The organism is Aquimarina sp. KJ22-3, from assembly GCF_055808215.1.
In genome coordinates, this window is sequence record NZ_CM147859.1 from 1,889,707 (window position 1) to 1,912,626 (window position 22,920).

Genomic DNA, 22,920 nt, shown 5'->3' on the forward strand with positions numbered 1-22,920 from the left:
ATACATATGAAAATAGAAAATATAAAGACATTAGGAGAACTAAAAAAATCAGGATACAACAGTAAATCTATAAAAGATGAACTAAGGGATAACTTAAGACAAAAAATCACGAATAAAGAAGAAACCTTTACCGGAATTCACGGATACGAGAATACCGTTATCCCCGAATTAGAACGCGCAATTCTTTCCAGACATAATATTAATTTGCTGGGCCTTAGAGGACAGGCCAAAACACGGTTGGCGCGACAAATGATTAACCTACTGGACGAGTGGATGCCTATCGTAGAGGGTTCAGAGATTAATGATGATCCTTTCCAGCCTATATCAAGATATGCCACAACTTTGGTAGAAGAAAAAGGAGATGATACCCCAATAGCCTGGGTACATCGATCCGAACGTTTTGCAGAAAAACTAGCGACACCAGATGTGAGTGTAGCAGATATAATTGGGGATGTAGACCCAATAAAGGCTGCAAATCTTAAATTGAGCTATGCCGATGATCGTGTGATTCATTTTGGGATGATCCCAAGAGCAAATAGAAGTATTTTTGTGATTAATGAATTGCCTGATTTACAGGCTAGAATACAGGTAGCCTTGTTTAATATTCTACAAGAAGGTGATATACAAATTAGAGGTTTTAAACTGAGATTACCTTTGGATATACAGTTTGTATTTACCGCAAATCCAGAGGATTATACGAATCGTGGGAGTATTGTAACTCCACTTAAAGATCGTATTGGATCTCAAATTCTGACGCATTATCCAGAAACTATCGAGATCGCAAAAACGATTACCCAACAAGAAGCCGATATGGATGATCGACAGAGCGATTTGGTCTATGTGCCAGAAATTGCAAAAGACCTGTTGGAACAAATTAGTTTTGAGGCTCGTCGAAGTGAATTCATAGACCATAAAAGTGGGGTAAGTGCCAGAATGAGTATCACAGCATTCGAGAATTTATTGAGTACAGCAGAATATAGAGCACTGCGTACAGGAGATACCAATACTTTGTTACGACTTAGTGATTTTACAGGTGTAATCCCAGCAATTACTGGTAAAGTGGAGTTGGTGTACGAAGGAGAACAGGAAGGATCTGCTTCTGTGGCTTTAACGTTAATTACAGATGCCATAAAAACATTGTTCCCGGATTACTTTCCTAAAGTGGAAAAATTAGAAAGAGAAGATTACAAAAGTCCTTATCAAGATCTGGTGAATTGGTTTTTTGAAGAGAGCGGGTTTGAACTACTAGATGATATTCCTGAAAAAGAATATATGGAGAAGTTAGATTCTATCGAACCACTTAATCAATTGATCAAAGAACATCAGGAGGATCTGGATAAAAAAGACACTTATTTCATGAAAGAGTTTTTACTCTGGGGGTTAGTAGAATTCAAAAAACTAAGCAAGTATAGACTTTCTGAAGGTTTTGGATTCAAAGACCTTTACGGAAGTTATATAAGTGGTTTGTAGGCGAATAAAGCATTTCTTACCACCAAACCACAAAAAAACGTTCAAATTCATGATCTCCACTTTTCATCCAGAGTAGTGGAGATCTTTTTTGTAACAATACCTCTGAGACATACTTTTGAGCTGTTGTAAATGAGTACCACTCTGAATGGTATTTGGGATCAACCATCCATTCTTTTTTTGTGCTATATAAAAGAGATGCTTACCATATGCTGCCTCCAAAAACGCTTCTCCTCGTATCCAGTATCCAACAATACAGTTAGTATTGAATGAGGTAGTAGATGTTCCAATCATGGATTTAGGAACAAAGAGATGAGCCATAAAGCATACAGCTTGATCGATGTCCTGAGTATCGAGCTTTAATTCCTTTAATGCAGCTCCGGTTTCCTTTTTAAAAAGTAGTGGGAGTTGCTTTTGCCTCAGTTTGTCCATTTTTTGCCGAAAAGTATCTTTACGATTAGGCCCAATCCATCTATCCATCTCATCATTAAATGTGGGATCATATACATAAAACTTAAATACGAGTTCTATATGGATCACTTTATTTTTAACTAGATCCTGAACAATAAAATCCAATTCGCCAATCGTGATCTGATCACTAAAAATTTGCAGATTTTTGAGAAGAAGTAGGTATCTCTCAGAAGTTTTGATATAGTAATCAAAAAAGTGTTCGATTCGTTTGCCCAATACTTCATTTTCAGAAAAAGTAATTTCAGAAGGTTCAGGTATGGACATTTCCAATTCGTTGTGGTCTAAGTGGAACGAATGAATATCAAAAACACCATTATTATTCCATAGAACAGGAGTTTTTAAAAAACTGAGATACTGTTCTTTCAAAGGCATTTATGAATATTTTGATCTGGTAAAAACCGAGAAATACTTACCTATAATGGGTTTTAGTATTTTTCTATCCACGGGTTTTGAAACAAAATCATCGCATCCGGCGTCCAAGGCCTTTTGTATATCTTCTTCTGTAGAATACGCCGTTTGCGCAACAATAGGCAATTTAGGTCTTAGTTTTTTGATTTTTCGAGTCGCAGTATATCCATCCATAACAGGCATTCTTATATCCATTAAAACCAAGTCAATATGTTCGTTCTTTTGGCATATTTCTACCGCTTCCTTACCATTTTCCGCTCTATGAATCACAAATTTGTAATCTTTCATTTTCATTAGAACCGTTTTCAGGAAAAGGTAATTAACATCACCATCTTCTACAATAAGAATTACTTGTTTGATCGGTTTTTCTTCAGAGTTTGGGGTATCGATATCTTGCATTTTGTTGGGGTCCATTACAGGATGGTAAGGAACTTTTAGCATAAAAGTAGAACCTTTATTAGGAATAGAAGTAAAGGTAATTATTCCTTTGATAAGCTCCGCATTTTTTTGTGCTATAGAAAGCCCTAGTCCTAGTCCATCATAGCTTTTTGTTACATTTTTTTCGGATTGAGAGAAGTTCCTGAAAATGATTTCCTGATCTTTTGATTTAATACCTATCCCAGTATCTCGAATCGATACTTGTAAGGTATCTTTGTTTATTTCAGTAGAAATTTCCACAATCCCTCTTTTAGTGAATTTGATGGCATTGTCGATCAAATTATATAGTATTTTATTGATTTTGGATCGATCCATTAGGATATTGCCTTCTTCTTCAGTTAACTTATTATTGAGATGAATTGCGATGTTTTTGCTCACCGCTTTACTCTGAAATTGGGAAAACAGAGTATCTAGTAATCTGTTGAAATTGATTTCTTCCAGATGTAATTCTATCTGGTTGGTTTCTAATCGAGATATCTCGATGATATCATCTATAATATTAATCAATTGATTACTGCTTTCTATAATGATTTTTGAGTATTCCTTTTGTTCCGTTGCTGTGGTTTCGGGATCATTTAATAACTCCGAGAATCCCATTATCCCATTCATCGGCGTGCGAACCTCGTGAGATATATTATGTATAAAGGCAGTTTTAAGTTTATTACTCTCTTCTGCTAGTTCCTTGGCAGCTCTTAGTTCTTTGGTTCTTTGTCTGATGATATGTTTTAAATACTTGTTGATCAACAATATTCCTAGAAGGATAACTACCACAATTGCCGAAAGCCAAATCCAAAAATCCGCTCTTTTGTAAAAGGGTACAATTTCTCGGTATAGCCAATTGTCATAAATCACCTCTTTCTCGGTATCAGAAATGCTATTTTCGGCTTTTGCAATTATCCGATTTAGGATAGCATTATTTTTTTGTACTGCAATTCCAGGTACATAACTGTATTTTGTTTCTCCGGCAATTTTTAGGTTATCCAGATTTTTTGTGCTGATTAGATAGTTGGCAACAGCAATAGGACCGATATAGGCATCATAAACTCCATTGCTAACTTGCTTTAGACAGGTAAGATCATCGATCTCATTACTTAGTGTTAATTTTTTTTCATTCGCCCTAAGGATGTCATCGATTGCAAAATCTTTGGGCACAACGACTGTTTTATTGTAATAATTCTTAATTTTTGAACCGAGATCATTATCCTTTCTGGTAACAATAACATGTTGAGATTTGAATAGTTGTGAATAAAAATTAAGATAGGGGTCTCTATCTGGAGTTTTTTGAATTTCAAGAATGATATCCAAATTGTCATTTTTGGCATCCCGTATTACTTGTTCCCAGTTATAGTATATTCTGCGCTCGAACTTATAATCAATCTTTTCTTCTATAAGCTGTAAATAGTCAATGAGGATACCATCTATTTTATTGGTGTCCTTGATGTATTGATAAGGAGCATAATACGGAAATAAAGCAACTGAAATATTTTCTTTTTCTTGTAACCATTGTTCTTCTTCCGGAGTAAGTACAGACGTGGATTTAGAACATGAAATGAGCCCGAAAAATATAGAAAATGCTAAAAGAGTGGTTAGTGGTTTTTTTGACATAATGCTATACTAATACTTCCTTTACTTTTTGAGCCCTAAAATAAAGATAGTATAATGTTAACACTTTTAAAAATGTAATAGTAAAATACTCAAAAGCAAGCGTTTTGGTTCACCAAAATTACTTGGTAACCTCTGTTCCATCAGGAAAGCGCGCAAACCTACCCTTTGTCGGATCATGGACATGATCATAAGTTGGCCAGGGCCATCCTCCAAATTCAGTTTGTTGATACTCATGGATAGCCTCTCGTATTTCTAGTTGACTGTTCATAACAAATGGGCCATGTTTGGCCACGGGTTCATTAATGGGTTTTCCCTGAAGCCATAGAAGATGTGCCTCTTCGTCACCGTTTTTGAGGATTAACTCTTCACTTCCTTCCAAAATGATTTCATGATTTACGGGAATTGTAAACCCTTCTGAAGTTATTTCATTTCCCTTAAAGAAATACAAGGATCTGTTTGTCCCAGATGAAGTTTTAGGTAGCGAAAACGTAGCATGTGGATCAATTTTCAAAGTGGCAATTACCAAATCATTGTCTGCACGAGCAGCCCATGAGTTTGGTGCTGGATCTGGAGCTTTTATGTTGTTGATGGTTCCGGCTACCAAAACAATTTCAGTAGAAAAACCTTGATCATCTTTGATAGTGATTTTAGGAATTTCCTCATTCCATAGCATTTTGAAATGTGGATCGACCATTTTTTTCTCTCTGGGTAGATTTAACCAAATCTGAAACAATAAAAAGGGGTTCTCTTTTTCGGTTTCTAGCAAAGGAAACATCTCAGAATGTTGCACACCACGGCCTGCAGTCATCCACTGCACATCACCATTACCAAATCTCCCAGCAGCACCCAACGAATCCGCGTGATCTACCAGTCCTTTTTGTACAATAGTAACGGTTTCAAAACCTCTATGAGGATGCGCTGGAAAACCAGGGACTTTTGTTCCATGATACATACGCCAGCCATTCTTTACCGTGAAATCTTGACCAAGATTACGGCCTTCGAGAGAATCTGCTGGGCCAAGTTTTCCATTTCCTTTGGGATATTGATCCTCGTGGTAAGCACAAAATAAAAAAGGATCACTGGTTTCCCAAGGAAACCCTAGAGGTTTGATTTTTTTGATTGCTGGCATCTCTAATTTTTTTCTAATGTATTTAATTAATCCGAAATGATGTATTAAAGTTGGGTTAAGATAAAAGAATGAGAATAGTAATCCTTTGATTTTTAACTTCAATTCTTTGGTTTGAACTGAAGAGTGTAATACCAGTTCACCGTTATCCAAAGATCATTTTCTGTAGCAGAATCGATTAAATTACTAATTCGATAATCCAATCCAAACTCAATCTTATTGGTGTTACTCACTTCATATCCTAGAAATGGGAGCAAACGAATTTCCAGATTAAATTCACCGTTTTGCCATTCTCCAAGGTATTCATTTCCTAATTTGAGATACCATTCGGTAGGATCAATTTTATTTCCTGAGAGTGGTTTTTCAAGAGTAAGTCGGTATCGTGCCCTAAATTTAGGAGATTGTTTGTTTCCGAAGGTTTGATCAGTAACAAAACGATGTCCGAATCTAATTGGATCTGCATATTGTACCCAACTCAATTGTTGTATCGTTCGATGGAATACTTCATTATCCTCAAAACGAATGAGATATCCAGCGTTGATCTTGCTACTTGAACCCAATTTATAAGAGAGTAAGGAAGAAAGATCCGTAAGCACATATTCGTAATCAAAAGATTCTTCTCTAGTATTGTCTATGAGTAGTTGTCTGGACTCTATTCCGTTGACCAATTTTAAGTTATCCCCGATTTTGGTGGATACTCGTATTCTGGGTAATAACCCAGAAGAAAAGCTAGACTGAGACCAGGAATATGAGATAAAAAGGAAAGAAAAAAGTATGCAGATCAACAACTTCATCACCAGTTCAAGTTTTTAAAAGTCCAGATTATCTGTATTTCTTTGCTGAATAGTCAATATTTTTAATAATTCAGCTTTTTGATTAAGCAAAACTTCAAATCGCTGATATGAACGATCTACCATTCCTTTTAGCACAATCTCATAATTTTGAACATAAGGATGTGTTGTTTTTTCTTCTTTGATCAGTTGTATAAGAGTTTCATCAATAGTTTTCCATTGTGTTTGAATCTTGATGATCTTATATTTTACAAATTGTTGCTCGAGTGTAGTTTTGATATGTTCTTGAAGTGTAGAGGATAATGAAGATAATTTAACCGTTCTCTCTACATCCAAAGGGGTGCCCAATGTATCAAACTCAATACTGTGCTTTATCCCATCCACTACAGTTTTTGCTTCTATTGTTTTCCCTTCATGGCTTTCTTCTTTATACCATTTGATCTTGACGTTATCAAAGGCTTTTTTGATAAACATCACTGCTTGCTTCGGGACTTGGTCTTCCTTGATTCGATACTCTTTTTCAAATTTTATTTGAGAATAACTTGTAAACGTCATGCCAAATAGAGCAAAGGTCAACAGAGGGGTGTACAATCGAATGAGCTTAGCCATGTTGATACGTTTTGTAGTCCTCCGGAGTAAATCTGCTTTTGAAAGTAAAGGCCACAGGTGTTTCACCATGCTCTCTGATATATTGCAATTTTTCTTTGGCTTCTTCAGGAGTGGGATGGTGTCCTTCTTCTACATACCAAAACGCCATATGCATTTGTTTCATATTATGAAACCATTCTTTTTTTCGCTTTAAAATCTCTACATGAGCAGTTTTATACGTAAAATCGAATAAGGTATCGATATCTTCCCATACAGACATGTTAATAATTAAAAAGTCGTAGTCAAAAACTCGTATGGCGGTGGCATTGTTTTCATCACCTTTTAGTCGCCAAACAAAACCTTCGCTAGATTCTGCCAGAGCATTAATTCTATCTAGATTGTTGACGAAGTCTGCCATTACCGGATCATTAATAGGAGCAATCATTTCGGCAATATTTACTTGAGCTAAATGCATGATATTGTAATTTTTTAATACTTAGAACCTTTATTGATATTTGCTGAAGATTTGGTAATAAATGCTCGTATATCTTCATTGGCTCGTATTAGATCTTCATTACGAAGATACATCATATGTCCACTTCGATATCCTTTAAAACTGAGACGATCGGTTAATTTACCATTACTGTTTAATTGCCACATTACATATTTGGCATTAAAATAAGTGGTAGCACCATCATAATATCCAGATTGGATCATCGTATATAAATTAGCATTCATAGCCATTGCTTTTCTCAGGTTTTCTCCAGTGCTATCTTCCGTTCTATCCCAAGGTCTTACAGGACCAAACATATTGTATTTTAAGTCCGTTTTGAAACCTAATTCTTGGCTGTAATAATAATTTATTGCTGGCGTAAAAGCGTGTAACCAAGCCGTGAGTTCGCTATTATAATCAGGTCTTTCTCCGGCCTCTTTGATATCCATTCCTTTATACCTGGAATCTAATCTTCCAATGGTATAACCATCTTTATCTCTTAGTAAATCTTTCCAGAAATAACTTTTGGGGACTTCTAGATTATGCTGGCGAATGGTCTTTTTGGATAAACCTGAATAATATGCCATTTTGGAAATAACTTCTTCTTTTTTACTCGCATCCAAATACCCGCTTCGTACAATAGCAGGTAACAACTCATTGATTGTATAATTTTCGACTTCGGGGAGCACTTCTAGCAAATCTTTACTTTGCAACTCAGGTGGTAACATCTTATGATACCATGCTGCTGCTGCATAATAAGGTAAACGATTTGCTACCTCTACTGGGCCATCAAATTTAAATCCTATCTGAGTAGGAGATACCAGAATCACGCCGTTCAAATACATCCATTGACGATTTTGCAATTCTAATGCCAATCCCGATACTCTGGTAGTTCCATAACTTTCACCAATAAGATATTTAGGGGATCTCCAACGATTGGTACGGGATACAAAAGTATTGATCCAGTCCGCCAGGTATTTTACATCTGCATTAACTCCAAAAAACAATTTTTTATCAGGCATTTTACCATCTTTTCCTGGGATCATTCGCGAATAACCAGTATTTACTGGGTTAATAAAAACAATGTCGGCGACATCCAGAACCGAATTTGGATTTGCTTTTATACCATAAGGTTGTACAGGAAACCCTTCATTATCTATTTTTAGTATTCTTGGACCTGTATAAGCAATGTGCATCCAAACCGAAGCAGAACCTGGACCTCCGTTAAATGAAATTAGCAGCGGACGATTTTGATCAATTTTGATATCAGATCGTTTGTAATAGGTGTAACACAAGGAAGCTATGGGCATTCCGTTTTCATCCCAAACAGGCTGAAAACCTACAGTAGTTTTGTACGGAATTGTTTTCCCTTTGATTGTTGTACTGTGATTGGAGACTATGGTGGTATCTATTGGAACTTTTACATGTTGTGCATTTAAGGTTACCACTAAAAGTAGAAGCAGATGAGTAAGAATTGATCGTTGGTGTTTCATTCTTTAAATGTAAGGTTTAATTTTTATCTGTACACGGCCAAAAAATGGTGTGGAAAATAAGATTAGGTATACTAGTCTTTTCATAGTTTTTTTGAGTTGAGTTTATATCAAAAGACCCTAGAGATTGAGCATCTTTAGGGTCTTTGGTATTAATTATGTCCGATATGACATCCGCATCCGGCTCGCATAAAGCTTTGAGATTCCTGATGCCATTCAAAAGCTTGATTATATTTGTTGTTTTCCCACCAGAATTTACTGCGTTCTTTGGTGGTATTTCCAATTTCATTCATGGTATCTGTATCATACAATCTACCGTTTACCATTACAAACTTTACACTTTCAGTATTTCGGATATCATCTAAAGGATTTTTATCCAAAACGATAAGATCGGCAAGTTTTCCTGCTTTAAGGGATCCAATTTCATTTCCGGCGCCAATATATTGAGCGCCGTTGATGGTTGCTGCCTGTAAGGCTTCAAGGTTGGTCATACCTCCTTGTTCAAACATCCATAATTCCCAATGTGCCCCCAATCCTTGTAATTGACCGTGTGCTCCCAGATTTACTTTTACACCCAGATCTGTCAATGCCTTACAGGTTTTAGAAACCAAAATATGACCGTTTTCATATTCTTCATCTGGTACCATGGTTCTATGTCTTGATCTTGCATCTACAATAGATCTAGGAGTATATTTCAGTAACTTTTCATTCTCCCAAACATTATCTTTTTGATAGAAGTAATACTCTCCGTTCATACCTCCATAATTTACAATAAGAGTAGGAGTGTATCCGGTTTTGCTGGTCTTCCATAATTCGTTAACATCTTTGTAAACAGGTGCTACAGGAATATTGTGTTCGATACCGGTATGACCATCCATAATCATAGACATATTGTGATAAAAGGTCGATCCCCCTTCGGGCACAACATTAATTTGCAATTCTCGCGCTGCTTGTATTACTTGTTGTCTTTGATCTCGTCTCGGTTGGTTGTAACTTTTTACCGATTTCGCTCCAAATGCCTTAGTTCTTCGTATAGCAGATCTGGCATCTTCCAGATTGTTGACTACCGCTTTGAAATCTCCATCTGCTCCATATAAAATAATCCCGGTAGAGTAGAGACGAGGTCCTACCATATTTCCGCCCTTGATCATTTCTGACATGGTGAAAATTGACTCCGTGTTAGCAGAAGGATCGTGTACCGTTGTTACTCCAAAAGCAAGGTTAGCATACAGTTGCCAATGTTTTTGGGTAGTAAGTCCGTATCGGAAACCACCAATATGTGCATGAGCATCTACGATTCCTGGCATAATCGTCTTACCAGAAACATCATAAGTTTTGTAATCTGCAGGTATGGTTACTTCAGAAGCATTCCCTAATTTTTCTATTTGATTACCATTAATAAGTATCGTTCCATTTTCGATAACTTCGTTGCCCTCCATAGTGATAATTCGGGCATTTTTAAATGCAATTTTACCAGTAGGAACATCTGTTTTTACATTTAAGCCAATTTCAATACCTTTTGATGTAATTTCTCCTACTTTTTCTGGTGATCCTGGTAAAAAAGTAAATTTGTCTTTTACATCATTTGCAAAGTATTCACCCCCTAAAGTCCAGAATATTTTTTTACTGTCCCGTGACCAATGAAGATTAATACCTGCATCTTTGGATATTTGAGTTACAGGAACCGATTTGGTTTTGTTATCGAGGTCAATCTCTTTTCCGTTTAGAACCAAAGGAGCTATAAAAGCTTTGTGCAAGTTGGTAAAAGCAATCCATTTATTGTCTGGACTTGGCACCAATCGGTTTGCATATTTTGACTTAAGGTGTGTCTTCTTGTCTTTTCCATTTAGATTAACTGAAGCTAGCTTTTTAGTCAAACTACCAAAATAAGTACCACCTGTTTGATAGAAAATACGTTGGTTATCTTTTGAGAACAATGGGTATTCTCCTTCGTTGATCACTAATTTTTGATTAGCACCAGTAGAGGACATGGTATAGATTCCAGTGTTTTTGGCAAAACTAAGTCCTTGATCACTATTTCCATTTTCTTTTCTGAAAGCGATTACGGTTCCAGTATTGTTATATGTTGGCGTACGGTAGATTCCTTTTTCTACGGTAAGCTTTGTAGACGATCCTCCAGAAATCGAAATTTTATTTACAGACCCTAGTTCTTCATCATTCCATGTTACATAAACAATACTTTGTCCGTCTGGAGAAAAATTGGGTTCGAATTCGAAGTGTGTAGATTGTGATGTAAGACGTTGAGGTTTTCCGTTTGGTAAACTTTTTTTCCATAATTGGCCTAAGGCACTAAAAACAATTGTTTTTCCATCTGGTGCAGTTACTGCATTTCTAATCACTTTGGCAGTAAACTCTTCTGGAGCTACAGGTGAGTTAAAATGTAAAGTCTCTGCAATCTTAATAGTAGCATCTACAGTAAAAGGAATATTAGTGACCTGTTGGGTATCTATATTAATCGTATTGATTTTTCCTCCAGACCAAAAGGCGAGCTCCTTATTATTTGGAAGCCAACTAAAGTTGGGATACACTCCAAAAATAGCCCAAGCTTCCTGTTGATCTTTATTTAATTGATCATAAATAGGCCACTCTTGACCAGTTTCGAGATCATGAATAAAAAGAACAGATTTGGTACGAACTCTTTTAATAAATGCCAATAATTTTCCATCTCTGGATACTTGAGGACGGGCAGCGCCACCAGGTCCACCAGTAACCGTTGTCGTTTTTCCCGTTTCGAATTCATAGCGCTTTATAACGTAAATCTGCTTATTCGGATCTTTATTGTACTGAAAAGAACCACCTGGGTAGATGTCTTCACTGTAGTACATATATTTTCCATCGGGAGAAATATTAGGTTCGTTTACATCTTGTTGATCGTTCTTTCTTTTGGTCAATTGCAATCCAGAACCTCCGGTGACATGATATTGCCACATTTCTCCAGCTCCCAAAGACCGTTGAGAAGTAAAGTGCTTTCTTGCTACCAAATAGTTTCCATCGGGCATCCAAACAGCATTGTTTAATAGCCTGAAACTTTCTTTGGTAATTTGTTTGGCGTTGCTTCCATCGGTATTCATTATCCAAACGTTGTCACCACCACCATCATCACTGGTAAATGATATTTTAGTTCCATCTGGACTAAAACGAGGTTGGATTTCAAAGGGGATTCCGGTTCGTAATGCTTTGGCCTTACCTCCAGAAATCGGAAGACTATAGATGTCTCCCAGCATATCAAAAACTATTGTTTTACCGTCGGGACTTATATCTAGGTTCATCCAGGTTCCTTCAGTAGTAGTAAACGAATGATCTTTGTAGTTAAACTCTCCTTTCGGATTGGTAACCTCCCATTTTTCTTCTTCCTTTTTGTCTTTTTTCTTCTTTTGAGCGTGTGCGTTAAAAATTACAAATACTCCTAAGGTCAGAGCAGTAATAATATGTTTATGCATGATGTGTAGTTTATAGTGATCCGAAAATAAGGATTTATACCAAAAAATATCTTAAAGAGTTGTTAATCGGTTAGAGGTAGAGGAATCAAAAGCGTTCCATAACGTAGGAGCATATGACAATAAAAAAACCGGAATTCATGCATTTGTCATAAATTCCGGTGAGTAAGATTATGGCTAATTCTAAATTCTTTTCTTTTCGTCTTCGAGACCTGTTTTTCGTTTTCTGGAAGCTTTAATTTCTTTTCTTCCAAAGTTGTAGGTCAAGTTAAATTGTACTTGTCTGCTATCACTTCCTCCGCTACCATCTATTCTTAAGTCGCCAAATTGTGTGTCACCTTCCCATGGAGTGGTAAATAAAATGTCATTAAATGCTAGACGAGCGGTAAGTTTATTATTAAGAAATTTCTTTTGTAAAGCAAGGTTTAATGATCCCAGACTTTGTGTTTGATACGTTCCTCCCCAGATCGAAGGAGAGCTGTACCAACCAGAGATTTCCATCTTGAATTCTTTAGGTAGGGAAAAGGTGTTCTGGCCATAAAGACTTAGTGTATTTTGGGATACAGAAAGAAAATCCTCATCGGTAGCTTCAAAAATACTTCTATAGGCATTTATGCTGTAATATACGCTCCACCAGTTTGTAATTTTTGTAGGATATGAAATACTAAGGTTGATAATTTTTTGATTAGCTACATTACGGGTAATGATAAAATTTTGATCATCACCAAGAGCCTCGGTCACCTGGGCAAAGTAATCTTTGATAAAACTATAACTGATGGCAGTGGTTAATCGATAGTTGTAAGTATGCGAAAGTTTAATATTATCGGTATACTGAGGTTGAAGAAAAGGATTTCCTTGTCTAAATGATAATTCATCAATTTTATACTCAAAAGGATTTAAGTTCTGATAATTAGGTCGTTGTATCCTTCTGCTATACAATAGGGCCAAAGAGTTTTTTCTGTTTACTTGATGGGTGATCCCTCCACTAGGAAAAAAATCTGTGTAATCACGTTTTACACGATCGTCTGCATTTTGTTGAGCACTAAATAGCTGTCCATCAGAATCAGTATGTTCTACTCTAAGTCCAAATTGAAGTGATGTTTTTTTGAATTTTCGTTTGTAATTCACGTAAGCCGCACTTATCCTTTCGTCATAGGTGAAATCATTAGTTCTGTCTAAGTTAAGAACATCATTGCCGTTTATACGATCAAAAAAATCGAATTCGTTTTCTGTATTGATATTGGAATATTTTACACCTAACCCAAGTTTTCCTTTCCAAAAATTTTGTTCGTAATCGGCTTTTGCTGTTAAAAGTGTGATTTCTATGGGGGTGACCATAAAATTGATGGTTTCACTAATCAATTCGGTTTCATCTCCATTAAAATAACGGTTAGGTTGCAAATTTGTACGATCACTATTGTATCCACCATAGTCTAAGTCCACATTCAGACTATGCCCCAGAGTATCTTTAAACTTGTAATTGATATTGGCATATAGGTTTTGAGTCTGGGTATCCGTATCACTGCCAGCGACCAAAACTTGATCTGGGTTTGTAGTCCCTTGTAGAATGATTGGAGTTCTCGAATCACTATCAGAGATGTTATTTGAGAAGTTACCAGAAATAATGACCCCGAAAGTGGATTTGCTATTGGCATAATAATCATACCCTAGTTTTATATTGTTGCTATTGTTATCGTTAATAGTCTCTGTTCTGGCATCAAAAATGGTATTGTTTTGCGTTCGGAAAAGGTTGATAAAGTTGAAACTCTTTCCAAATCGATTGCTGTAACTCCCATAAAAATTAGATTTTTTACTTCTGTTATTAAATGAGAGAGAACTCGCATATCTTGCAAAATCTCCATAGGTGAAACCGCTACCCACAGATCCATTCGTACCTAAAGTTTTATCTCTTTTTAACTTGATATTAATGATACCTGCATTACCTTCGGCATCATATTTTGATGAAGGTTGTGTGATAATTTCGATGGCTTCAATATCGCTGGATTGTATGGTTTTTAGGTAATTCACCAAATCTTGCCCTCTTAGCACAGATGGTTTGTCATCGATATAAATTAATACTCCGGTTTTACCTTCTACGACGAGATTGTCGTTATTATCAATAATTACTCCCGGAGCTTTACGCAACAATTCGTAACCTGAAATTCCAGTGGCTCCCAAAGTATTTTGAACATTAAATATTGTTTTGTCTGGAAGTACTTCGACAATAGGTTTTTCTGCTGTAATGGTAACTTCCTCTAGATTTTCGGCTTCGGGAAAAAGTTGAATAATACCTAAGTTTTTATCCGTGTCCTCAATAGTAAAGGGTGCAGTTCTAAATTCTGCATACCCCAAATTCGAAACGATTACAATATAAGATCCATTGTTGATATTAGGAATATTGAATATCCCTTCGGTATTTGTAATTACTCCCTTAATAAATTGATTATTCGAAGAATTGATTAATGAAATGGTAGCGGATTCGATAGGGGAGGATTGTTCATTTGCAATAGTACCTGTAACGTTATACTGTGCAATTGCATAATGGTTTATAATTATCCCTAATACTACTAATAACCTGACTGTTTTCGTTTTCATGATTGTTAAAATTTGATGAGGCAAATATGAATTTTAAGATGATATCAAGCACGTGAAAACCGATAAGTGGTCCTATATGGGGTTGAACGGAAAATTCCAGTTCGGCGGGCTATAGGACCACTCATCGAAAAATAAATGATAGAAAAGTTTTTTAAGTTTAGCTTTGTAGGTATTGAATATCGTTATGGAAAAATCATTTTTACAGAAAAAGTTTTTAGGAGTTCGAATCGGCGAATTGATGGCGTTTATAGGATTCTATTGTTTTTTTGCTTCAGCATATCATATCGCTTTATGGATGAATCGTGGCAGATTCGATAATGAAGGGAATATATTGTTTGATCCGATAACTTTTATGGACGACAGCGGGTTAGGGTATCTGTTAAAAATTATAATCACTATTCCCATTTGGTGGCTTTTGTTTAGAGAATTAAAGGCTTGGCCAATGAAAAAGAAATTATTGTTACATGTCTTGTTATTGCCATTTTTTGTTTTAGTTTGGCAACAGCTATACAGCATTTTTAGTAGTCTATTTGGGTTTTTCTATTTAACGGGGCCAGCAAAAATATGGGATATATATATACCTGCTTTGTTTTATATTTTACAGTTTGGAATTTTTCATTCGTATCAATATCATGTAGATAATAAAAATAAAATAAAACTTGAGGCAGAGTTAAGAGCATCAGCATTAAAAAGTGAATTGGCAGCTTTAAAAGCGCAATTAAATCCGCACTTTTTATACAATGTTTTTAATACAATAAGCGCTTCAGTTCCTCCTGGTAACGAAAAGACACGACATCTAATAGCAGAATTATCAGATTTGTTTCGATATCAACTACAAGCTTCTCAATCAGAACGAGTTCCTCTTCGAGACGAACTCGATTTTGTCAAAAAATATCTTGCACTTGAAAAAGAAAGATTTGAAGAACGTTTACAAATTGAAATTGATGTTGCAGAAGATGTAATGAATGAAATGATTCCTCCCATGTTATTACAGCCTTTGGTAGAAAACTCTGTAAAACATGGATTAGCATCTCTCATCGAAGGCGGTACAGTATCAGTAAAAATATTCAGAAAAGAAGAAAAACTATATTTTGAGGTTTCAGATACGGGTGTTGGAATCAAGGATAAAGAAAAGGTATTCGATAAAGGTATTGGGTTAACGAATACCAAAATGAGACTAGAAAAAATTTACAATACCACATTACATATTTCAGAAAATGAGCCTAAGGGCCTTAAAATAAATTTTGCTATTTAAAAATGAAAAAAGTAATTATTGTTGATGACGAAGTAGCTGGAAGAAAGTTGATCAAAGAGTATTTGGTTGATTTTCCCGAACTCGTGTTACTAGGAGAAGCTAATAATGGAGTGGACGCAGTAAAAATGATTAATGAGTTCGTTCCGGATTTGGTATTTATGGATGTACAGATGCCTGGTATGACGGGGTTCGATGTGCTGACACATATTGAAGAAATCCCTGAAATTATCTTTTCTACCGCCTACGATAAGTATGCTTTGCAAGCTTTTGAAGTGCATGCGATTGATTATCTGTTGAAACCATATACCAAAGAACGTTTTAAAACAGCGATAGAAAAATTATCGAATAACACCAAAGAAAATAAAATTAGGCCATTAGCAGAGAGTTTATTGATGGATAAACCCAAATATCCAGAACGCATCTTGGTACAGTCTCAAAACAAACTAATTACTGTAGCTGTAGATGAGATTATTCGTGTTGAGGCGTATGGGGATTATTCTAAATTGATTACGAATAATGGTACTTATTTGAGTAATTTCGGAATTTCTGTTTTGGAAGAAAAACTGGATCCATCAGTATTTATTAGAGTTCACCGCTCCTCAATAATTAATATTCATAATGTGAAAGAGTTAATTAAATACACCAAAAGCTACGATGTAGTTATGCAAAATGATGAGGTGGTTAGAGTGAGTAGAGGATATATGGATAATATCAAAAAATTGATGTTTTGATACTTCGTTATCGATTACCTCTACTTTTTTGATTGGCTTCGCATAAGTTGATAATTTCAATAATTCGTTGATTTCGAGTTTCTTCTCTTTTGGCTTGATTTAACCAGTATAAATAGCTTTTTTGATATCCTCTGGCGAATTGTTGGTAATTTTGATAGGCTTGAGGATTTAATGTAAAGGCTTTTTGTAGATCTTCAGGTATAATTCCGTTCTCGACATCGTCTAGAGCAGTCCAAGATCCATTTTCTTTGGCGATTTGGATACTAGTCAAACCGCTTTTGTGCATAAGTTTGTTTTTGATAAGCTCTTTGATATGGATCTTATTTACTTTACTCCAAACGCTTTTTGGTTTTCTAGGGCAGAAATATTGCCGTCTACGTTGGTCATCAATCCTCTTAACAGTAGAATCGATCCATCCATAGCAAAGGGCTACACGCACGGCTTCTTCCCAACGCATACTGGGTATTTTGGTTTCCACCTTATAAAAGATGAGATAAACACCTCCATATTCCCTATGGTTTTCGTGTAGCCAGCCACGCCATTCTTCATCATTTTTGAAATATAACTCGGGTTTGTCTTGCATTTTGTTTGGAGTATTTCAATAAGAATTTTAAGATACGCTTTTTATTTTTTAGTAGTACTTTGGATATGTAGCTTATGCTATACTAATGTGGTCTTTTAATTGGGAGATTTCTTTTAAAATTCTAATTTCTTTTTTGATGTTTTTCCTAACAAAAAATACAGGGACAATCGCTCCAATAACATAGGATACATAAATAAGGATCATTGCTACTGTAGAAAAATATAATGTAAATTCTAAAGTAATAAAGAAAAAACCTATAGTGTATAAGGCGATAATGCCTATTGTAATTGGGCCATGGATTTGCTTTCTGAAGGCATAAAAAGACAGAGTATCCGTTGTGTTTTTCAAAACAGTATCGTCAAATTGTATTTGCTTTAGTTTTTCAACACTAAAAAACTCGATGCCTATTCTAAGTAGTAAACCTCCGACCATAAGTGCCACTCCAATCTGACTTAAGATTTTTTGTACTGGTGCGACAAAGTAGAAAAAGGAAGAAATTAGAACGACTACAAGGGAGAGAACAACGATGTTCCCGTAATGAAATCGTTTGCTCCAGTTTCTTTTGGCTTTTATAGATGCTAACATTTTGCTCATCGCATCAGAATCGTGTTCAACTTGCTTTTTATTTTTTTCCACTGATTTTGTAGTGCTTCAAAATTATCACTCATGATCCAATATTTTTTTTAGTCTTTTTTTAATTCTGTGAATTTTTACTCTAACATTCGTTGGAGTAATTCCTAGTACTTCGGCAATAGTATCATAATCTTGTTCTTCGAGTACCATCATGATAAGAAGCCGATCTAGTTCTTCTAGTTGTCCAATTGCACGGTACAGGTGTTGATTTTGTTGATGATCAATTTCTTTGGATTCATCAATCAATACCTGTTCTACTTTTTCTATCGGAAGTTTCGTTTTATTCTTTTCTTTTCTAAGATATTGTAAACAGGTATTCACAGTAATTCTATACACCCAGGTTTTGGGAGTGGATTTTCCTTCGAATTTATCTAGAGCATTCCAAATATTGATAAATACTTCTTGAGATAAATCATTAGCCAAATCACTATTACCTTTTACAAAACCCAGGCACATTTGCAATACCATAGGGTAGCACTGCCGATATACCGTCTCAAAGAGTTGTTGGTTCTTTTTACTCATTAGTTAGAAAAGTGTTTACCTGATTATAAAACCATTCGGGTTGATCAAACATAATAAAGTGTTTACTGTTTGAAACCATGGTAATGGTCTTATCAGATAAATTTGCATATTGTTTTTCATAATTATCTTTGGCCATTTCTAAAGAAGGAAAAGAAGCTCCGAGAATTAAAGTTTTAGCGTTTACCTTATCCAATACTTCTCTCAAATCCAATTTTAATAAATCTGTATATCCATAAACATACGTTTTGCGGTCGGCCTCCAAGATCCAATCGACGATGGTTTGTACTTTGTCTTTAGTACTCGTCATGTTTTGAGCCATCATCATAGCTGTTTGCTTAAATTGAGCTTCTTCCATAGCCAATACCTGTTGATTGTAAGGACTATCATATTGTAAACTACTGGCAGGTACACCGGGCATCATGACTTCGCGCATACAAGCAAGAGCATCCACAATGATCAATTTGGTTACGATATTCGGTAGTTCTGCCGCCAAATCTGTAGCGAGATTGCCACCCATACTGTGTCCTATTATCGTTACATTTGTCATTTTTTTATTTTTGATATAGGTGACCAATTCTTTCTTGATGGTGTCATACCAAGGCATTTCTATTGGAGCTATACCGTTAAAACCAGCATAGGATACTAAGTGTGCTTCATTATCTAAAGTTAAGTGTGTTACCGTTTCTTTCCAAACAGATCCTGGGGTGATAAAACCTGGAAGGAATAGTATCGGATCCCCCTCGCCAAGAACTTCAATTTTGATTGATGATGATTGACTATATCCCAAACTTGTGGCGATAATTAGTAGAAAAGCGATTTTTAAAGTTTTCATGTTTTTGTGTTTTGTTTTTCCCTTTGATGCAATGCCAAAAGAATTGTTACACCTGATTTGAAAAAACACAAAAAAAATTGGATATAGCTAAAATTTTATAATCCCATTAATGAATAAAACCGGCACAAGTATTCGTTTTTCTGGGTTCATAAGGATTCACACCTTTTTCAAAAATAAACGGTGTCAACTCTTTTTTTAATTCTGCAAAACTCAAATCATTCAGATTGCTTTGTACAATACTAAAAATATGATTTTTGTACTCAAACAGTTGAGAGCCTATGCTTCCTTTCATATTATGGAATTCACCATCAGACCAAATACTTTTACCTAATAAAATTCGATCTGGGTTTGTGCAGTACAAAGAGGACAAATTATGCTCTTGCATTATAAATAACCAATACAAACAATATTCTGTCCAGGACGCTTCGTAAGGATGTTTCAGATTTCTACATAAACTACCCATCCAATCTGAGTCATTAAAATGCTTTCGAAGATGATAAACCATTTTGATTACCAATTCTTTAGAAAGTACCGCGGGTGTAACACCAGGACAATACGCTTTGGGATCAAATTTGATGTCATAATGTAATAGAGCTGCAGTACTTTGCCACCATCGGATGTGATAGCTATACAACTCTTTTTGAATTATGGGTTTATCATCTTGAAAAAAATCTTTATAAGAAATAGGGTTACATAAAATAACGTCAGCATCCAAAGTCAAAAAATAGTCTGAAGTAACAACACCGGCAATTGCTAGTTTAATCAATTGTTGTTTGTACCATCCACCAATATGATGTTGTTTTCCTATGACTTCTTTGTCGCCAAAAACTCTATATCTAAAATTTGAAAGCCCAAGGTCTTCTGGGTCAAAATAGATGAATTCATATTCTGGGATGATAATGATTAATTCAATACGATCTTTATCAATTAAATTTTTTTCAGTGAAGGGATAAGAAATTCTTTTACTCTGAAGTAGTCATCATATTTTCTTCCTCCCCTAAGTCTGGTAGGTAAAACAAAGGTGAATTTAATAGGTTTATTCATAAAGGCAGTTCATCATTAATTGGTATTCATTAAATGGGGTAGGAATGCTCTTTGTTCAATTTCTGTACAATTTAGTACTTAAACTATTTAAGATTTAAGAATATTTTAGCTCTCAATACATCAACTTGTTTTGTTGTATTTTGATACTTTGCATTAATTGTATTTGTGATCCAACCAGTGAATAATATTTAATAATAACTGATAATTCTGTTTGGCATCTGGATGATTCATACCCACTTTTATTTTGTTTGGCCCTGCCAGTTGCGTAGTGAACATGGCTGCTTCACCAAAAACTACTACTCTTCCTGCGCCATGTTTTTTATAGGCGCCTTGATACCAGTTCTTTAAGTTGTGTCTAGGAGTTTCTTTTTTGAAAGCCCAAGCCGTGTCGGGTAGAAGATTTACATATCGTTCGTCAAAAACCAATATAGGTTCAGCATCCGTAGGTATTTTGAATGCTTGTCCGGTAAAAGTAGTAACTTGATGTACCTTTTCTTCTGGTTTTCTTCCGTTGGTGATAGCATTCTCAATAAGCGAACCTTCTTTTGTATCAAAAAATGAAGGGCCTCTTTGAACCGTGTCTAACGCAAAGCCATTAGTAAACTCGAAACCAAAAGTGGATCCAAGATCTTGTGCAGCGCCAGCCATTGGCATATGATCAGCAATTAAAAATAGACTTCCTCCTTGATGTACCCATACTTTTATCTCGTCTATTTCTTCTTGAGTAAAAGCGGAAGGATTGGGAAGGTACCAAGCTCTACGATTACTTTCGTGAAGTGCATTGGAAATTACCAGGATTTTCCCTTTGGCTAACTCTTCTTTGGTAAAAGCTTTTTTATAAGATTTTACAACGTACCCATCACTTTCTAATACTTTTGTAAAGCCTTTGTAACGCCCATCTTTAGTATGGAAATTATGGTGCGCTTCATCAAGGTATACTATAGGACCTTTACCTTTTTCGTAGACTGGATCTTCTATTTTAGGATCATAACTTTCGTCTGCTATTTGCTGGGAAAAACAAAAATTCGTGAAGATGAAAAAATAAAACTATTGGTCTCATGGTAATACCAAATTAATGATTTTTTAAATTTTTTTGTAAAAATGTTGTGATAGATCACCAAAAAAACCGTTAAAACATAATGCTTCAACGGTCATAAGAGTTAAATAAAGTGATTCACACTTTTGAGGACTAGCAAGTTCCTCCAGTGGCACAAGCCAAAGGACATTCATGAGGATCAATACTAGAAGTACATAAACCACTAGCAGTTCCTCCTTTTAGTTGTAAAGAACCCAGTTTAGAAATTACATTCTTGTCCAGTTTTAGCTTTTTTAGCTTCTGCTTTTTCATGATACATATATTTAAGTTGATACTTAAATGTATTAATTATGAGATAAGGTATTTTGAATTCAAGTGTTAATTAACCTAAGGTTAACTGATATTAAGATTTATTAGGAATTTAATTTTCTGCCTTCATATCGGGCTGATTTTTTACTTCAAAATGGAAGATGTCATTTCTGGAATAATGACCAATTACATCAAAATCCAGTTTACTTTTTGTGATTTCATTCAGATCCAATTCAGCAATTAACGCTCCGGATTCACCGAAAAGAGGTCCCGCTATAACTTTTCCTAATGGAGAAACAATGATACTACCTCCTGGACACATTTCTTCAGGTTCGTTATTTACCATAGTTTGATAGGTGTCTGGATACATAGATTTGGTGTAGTATTGATTGCAACCCAAAACAAAACATCTCCCCTCTAGAGCAATATGTTTCATGGTTGAGGTCCATTCTTCTCTAGAATCTGCAGTGGGAGCAATATAAATTTCTACTCCTTGTTGGTACATAGACATACGCGCTAGTGGCATGTAATTTTCCCAACAGATCAATCCTCCTAATTTCCCGATTTTAGTATCGAATGCCACTAAGGATTCTCCAGCAGCTTCAGCCCAGATTAGGCGTTCTGTACCAGTAGGTTTAATTTTTCTATGTACCCCTAACAATCCTTCAGTTGGAGAAATGTAAAGCATAGAACAATACAAACTTCCGTTTACGACTTGTTTTTCGGTTACGCCAATAACCAGGTATGCATTTTCGGACTTAGCTATTTTTTCTAGGCGTTTTAGATCCTCGCTTTCCAGATCAATACTATTATTATAATATGTAGCATATAGTTCTCTGCCTTCTGAAGTTCTGCTACCTATCTTTGCTCCAAAAGAAAACCCTCTGGGATATCCAGGTATAAAAGATTCTGGGAAAACAATCAAGTTACAACCTTCTTTGGCATATTGAGAAACCAAAGAAGCCACCTTATCAATGGTTTTTTCTTTGTCAAAAAATTCTGGGTGATCCTGAATCAAACATACTTTTATAGACATACCTTAGGG

Annotated in this window: 20 protein-coding genes; 3 read left to right on the forward strand and 17 right to left on the reverse strand. The window is 35.5% G+C overall.

Translation table 11 applies throughout. The annotated features are described in order from the left end of the window. The first annotated feature begins 6 nt into the window (after positions 1 to 6). The gene (locus AC0L3Q_RS08415) at positions 7 to 1,470 is read left to right on the forward strand and encodes a magnesium chelatase (RefSeq protein ID WP_473286160.1); all 1,464 of its coding nucleotides are present in this window, start codon (positions 7 to 9) and stop codon (positions 1,468 to 1,470) included. A gap of 63 nt (positions 1,471 to 1,533) precedes the next feature. On the opposite strand, the gene AC0L3Q_RS08420 is transcribed toward AC0L3Q_RS08415, so the two are convergent. From AC0L3Q_RS08420 to AC0L3Q_RS08460, 9 genes are all read right to left on the reverse strand, one after another. Beyond that, positions 1,534 to 2,310, reverse strand: coding sequence for a DUF1853 family protein (locus AC0L3Q_RS08420; RefSeq protein ID WP_473286161.1), 777 nt, complete (start codon positions 2,308 to 2,310; stop codon positions 1,534 to 1,536). Continuing rightward, complete coding sequence (locus tag AC0L3Q_RS08425) at positions 2,311 to 4,389, reverse strand: response regulator (RefSeq protein ID WP_473286162.1); 2,079 nt, start codon at positions 4,387 to 4,389, stop codon at positions 2,311 to 2,313. A gap of 118 nt (positions 4,390 to 4,507) precedes the next feature. Next, on the reverse strand, positions 4,508 to 5,668 hold the full coding sequence (locus tag AC0L3Q_RS08430) for a pirin family protein (RefSeq protein WP_473286163.1): 1,161 nt from the start codon (positions 5,666 to 5,668) through the stop codon (positions 4,508 to 4,510). Next, on the reverse strand, positions 5,617 to 6,309 hold the full coding sequence (locus tag AC0L3Q_RS08435; RefSeq protein WP_473286164.1) for a DUF2490 domain-containing protein: 693 nt from the start codon (positions 6,307 to 6,309) through the stop codon (positions 5,617 to 5,619). Before AC0L3Q_RS08435 ends, AC0L3Q_RS08430 begins: the two co-directional genes overlap by 52 nt. A 15-nt stretch (positions 6,310 to 6,324) precedes the next feature. Next, positions 6,325 to 6,915 carry a hypothetical protein gene (locus tag AC0L3Q_RS08440; RefSeq protein WP_473286165.1) on the reverse strand — a complete coding sequence of 197 codons (591 nt, stop codon included), beginning with the start codon at positions 6,913 to 6,915 and terminating at the stop codon, positions 6,325 to 6,327. Beyond that, positions 6,908 to 7,369 carry a DUF3291 domain-containing protein gene (locus AC0L3Q_RS08445; RefSeq protein ID WP_473286166.1) on the reverse strand — a complete coding sequence of 154 codons (462 nt, stop codon included), beginning with the start codon at positions 7,367 to 7,369 and terminating at the stop codon, positions 6,908 to 6,910. Before AC0L3Q_RS08445 ends, AC0L3Q_RS08440 begins: the two co-directional genes overlap by 8 nt. Before the next feature lie 14 nt (positions 7,370 to 7,383). Then, a complete protein-coding gene (locus AC0L3Q_RS08450; RefSeq protein ID WP_473286167.1) occupies positions 7,384 to 8,880 on the reverse strand; it encodes a S10 family peptidase in 1,497 nt (498 codons plus the stop codon). 149 nt (positions 8,881 to 9,029) lie between these two features. Further along, the gene (locus tag AC0L3Q_RS08455) at positions 9,030 to 12,338 is read right to left on the reverse strand and encodes an amidohydrolase family protein (RefSeq protein ID WP_473286168.1); all 3,309 of its coding nucleotides are present in this window, start codon (positions 12,336 to 12,338) and stop codon (positions 9,030 to 9,032) included. A 180-nt stretch (positions 12,339 to 12,518) separates the two neighbouring features. Beyond that, a complete protein-coding gene (locus tag AC0L3Q_RS08460) occupies positions 12,519 to 14,930 on the reverse strand; it encodes a TonB-dependent receptor domain-containing protein (RefSeq protein ID WP_473286169.1) in 2,412 nt (803 codons plus the stop codon). Between the two features lie 184 nt (positions 14,931 to 15,114). Between AC0L3Q_RS08460 and AC0L3Q_RS08465 the strand changes: the two genes are divergently transcribed. Together AC0L3Q_RS08465 and AC0L3Q_RS08470 are read left to right on the forward strand one after the other, a co-directional pair. Further along, positions 15,115 to 16,185, forward strand: a complete 1,071-nt coding sequence (locus tag AC0L3Q_RS08465; protein ID WP_473286170.1) for a sensor histidine kinase — start codon at positions 15,115 to 15,117, stop codon at positions 16,183 to 16,185. 2 nt (positions 16,186 to 16,187) lie between these two features. Next, positions 16,188 to 16,916, forward strand: coding sequence for a LytR/AlgR family response regulator transcription factor (locus AC0L3Q_RS08470; RefSeq protein WP_473286171.1), 729 nt, complete (start codon positions 16,188 to 16,190; stop codon positions 16,914 to 16,916). Between the two features lie 7 nt (positions 16,917 to 16,923). Here AC0L3Q_RS08470 and AC0L3Q_RS08475 read toward each other — a convergent pair whose 3' ends face one another. From AC0L3Q_RS08475 to AC0L3Q_RS08510, 8 genes are all read right to left on the reverse strand, one after another. Then, positions 16,924 to 17,499: a YdeI/OmpD-associated family protein gene (locus tag AC0L3Q_RS08475; protein ID WP_473286172.1), complete on the reverse strand. Its 576-nt coding sequence runs from the start codon at positions 17,497 to 17,499 to the stop codon at positions 16,924 to 16,926. A 72-nt stretch (positions 17,500 to 17,571) separates the two neighbouring features. Next, positions 17,572 to 18,135 carry a hypothetical protein gene (locus AC0L3Q_RS08480; protein ID WP_473286173.1) on the reverse strand — a complete coding sequence of 188 codons (564 nt, stop codon included), beginning with the start codon at positions 18,133 to 18,135 and terminating at the stop codon, positions 17,572 to 17,574. A 24-nt stretch (positions 18,136 to 18,159) separates the two neighbouring features. After that, entirely contained in the window at positions 18,160 to 18,654 is a 495-nt protein-coding gene (locus AC0L3Q_RS08485; protein ID WP_473286174.1) for an RNA polymerase sigma factor, read from the reverse strand. Next, positions 18,647 to 19,486 (reverse strand): alpha/beta fold hydrolase, encoded by an 840-nt coding sequence (locus AC0L3Q_RS08490; protein ID WP_473286175.1) that lies wholly within the window; start codon positions 19,484 to 19,486, stop codon positions 18,647 to 18,649. Before AC0L3Q_RS08490 ends, AC0L3Q_RS08485 begins: the two co-directional genes overlap by 8 nt. Positions 19,487 to 19,592: 106 nt before the next feature. Then, entirely contained in the window at positions 19,593 to 20,444 is an 852-nt protein-coding gene (locus AC0L3Q_RS08495; protein ID WP_473286913.1) for a DUF6492 family protein, read from the reverse strand. 239 nt (positions 20,445 to 20,683) lie between these two features. After that, entirely contained in the window at positions 20,684 to 21,565 is an 882-nt protein-coding gene (locus AC0L3Q_RS08500) for a DUF4350 domain-containing protein (protein ID WP_473286914.1), read from the reverse strand. Between the two features lie 154 nt (positions 21,566 to 21,719). Next, positions 21,720 to 21,878 (reverse strand): hypothetical protein, encoded by a 159-nt coding sequence (locus AC0L3Q_RS08505; protein ID WP_473286176.1) that lies wholly within the window; start codon positions 21,876 to 21,878, stop codon positions 21,720 to 21,722. 109 nt (positions 21,879 to 21,987) lie between these two features. Next, on the reverse strand, positions 21,988 to 22,911 hold the full coding sequence (locus AC0L3Q_RS08510) for a carbon-nitrogen hydrolase family protein (RefSeq protein ID WP_473286177.1): 924 nt from the start codon (positions 22,909 to 22,911) through the stop codon (positions 21,988 to 21,990). Positions 22,912 to 22,920: the final 9 nt, after the last annotated feature.

Coding starts and splice junctions, on each gene's coding strand:
- AC0L3Q_RS08415 (WP_473286160.1), top strand. CDS start 7: ATGAAAATAGAAAATATAAAGACATTAGGAGAACTAAAAAAATCAGGA.
- AC0L3Q_RS08420 (WP_473286161.1), bottom strand. CDS start 2,310: ATGCCTTTGAAAGAACAGTATCTCAGTTTTTTAAAAACTCCTGTTCTA.
- AC0L3Q_RS08425 (WP_473286162.1), bottom strand. CDS start 4,389: ATGTCAAAAAAACCACTAACCACTCTTTTAGCATTTTCTATATTTTTC.
- AC0L3Q_RS08435 (WP_473286164.1), bottom strand. CDS start 6,309: ATGAAGTTGTTGATCTGCATACTTTTTTCTTTCCTTTTTATCTCATAT.
- AC0L3Q_RS08440 (WP_473286165.1), bottom strand. CDS start 6,915: ATGGCTAAGCTCATTCGATTGTACACCCCTCTGTTGACCTTTGCTCTA.
- AC0L3Q_RS08445 (WP_473286166.1), bottom strand. CDS start 7,369: ATGCATTTAGCTCAAGTAAATATTGCCGAAATGATTGCTCCTATTAAT.
- AC0L3Q_RS08450 (WP_473286167.1), bottom strand. CDS start 8,880: ATGAAACACCAACGATCAATTCTTACTCATCTGCTTCTACTTTTAGTG.
- AC0L3Q_RS08455 (WP_473286168.1), bottom strand. CDS start 12,338: ATGCATAAACATATTATTACTGCTCTGACCTTAGGAGTATTTGTAATT.
- AC0L3Q_RS08460 (WP_473286169.1), bottom strand. CDS start 14,930: ATGAAAACGAAAACAGTCAGGTTATTAGTAGTATTAGGGATAATTATA.
- AC0L3Q_RS08465 (WP_473286170.1), top strand. CDS start 15,115: ATGGAAAAATCATTTTTACAGAAAAAGTTTTTAGGAGTTCGAATCGGC.
- AC0L3Q_RS08470 (WP_473286171.1), top strand. CDS start 16,188: ATGAAAAAAGTAATTATTGTTGATGACGAAGTAGCTGGAAGAAAGTTG.
- AC0L3Q_RS08475 (WP_473286172.1), bottom strand. CDS start 17,499: ATGCAAGACAAACCCGAGTTATATTTCAAAAATGATGAAGAATGGCGT.
- AC0L3Q_RS08485 (WP_473286174.1), bottom strand. CDS start 18,654: ATGAGTAAAAAGAACCAACAACTCTTTGAGACGGTATATCGGCAGTGC.
- AC0L3Q_RS08490 (WP_473286175.1), bottom strand. CDS start 19,486: ATGAAAACTTTAAAAATCGCTTTTCTACTAATTATCGCCACAAGTTTG.
- AC0L3Q_RS08505 (WP_473286176.1), bottom strand. CDS start 21,878: ATGAAAAAGCAGAAGCTAAAAAAGCTAAAACTGGACAAGAATGTAATT.
- AC0L3Q_RS08510 (WP_473286177.1), bottom strand. CDS start 22,911: ATGTCTATAAAAGTATGTTTGATTCAGGATCACCCAGAATTTTTTGAC.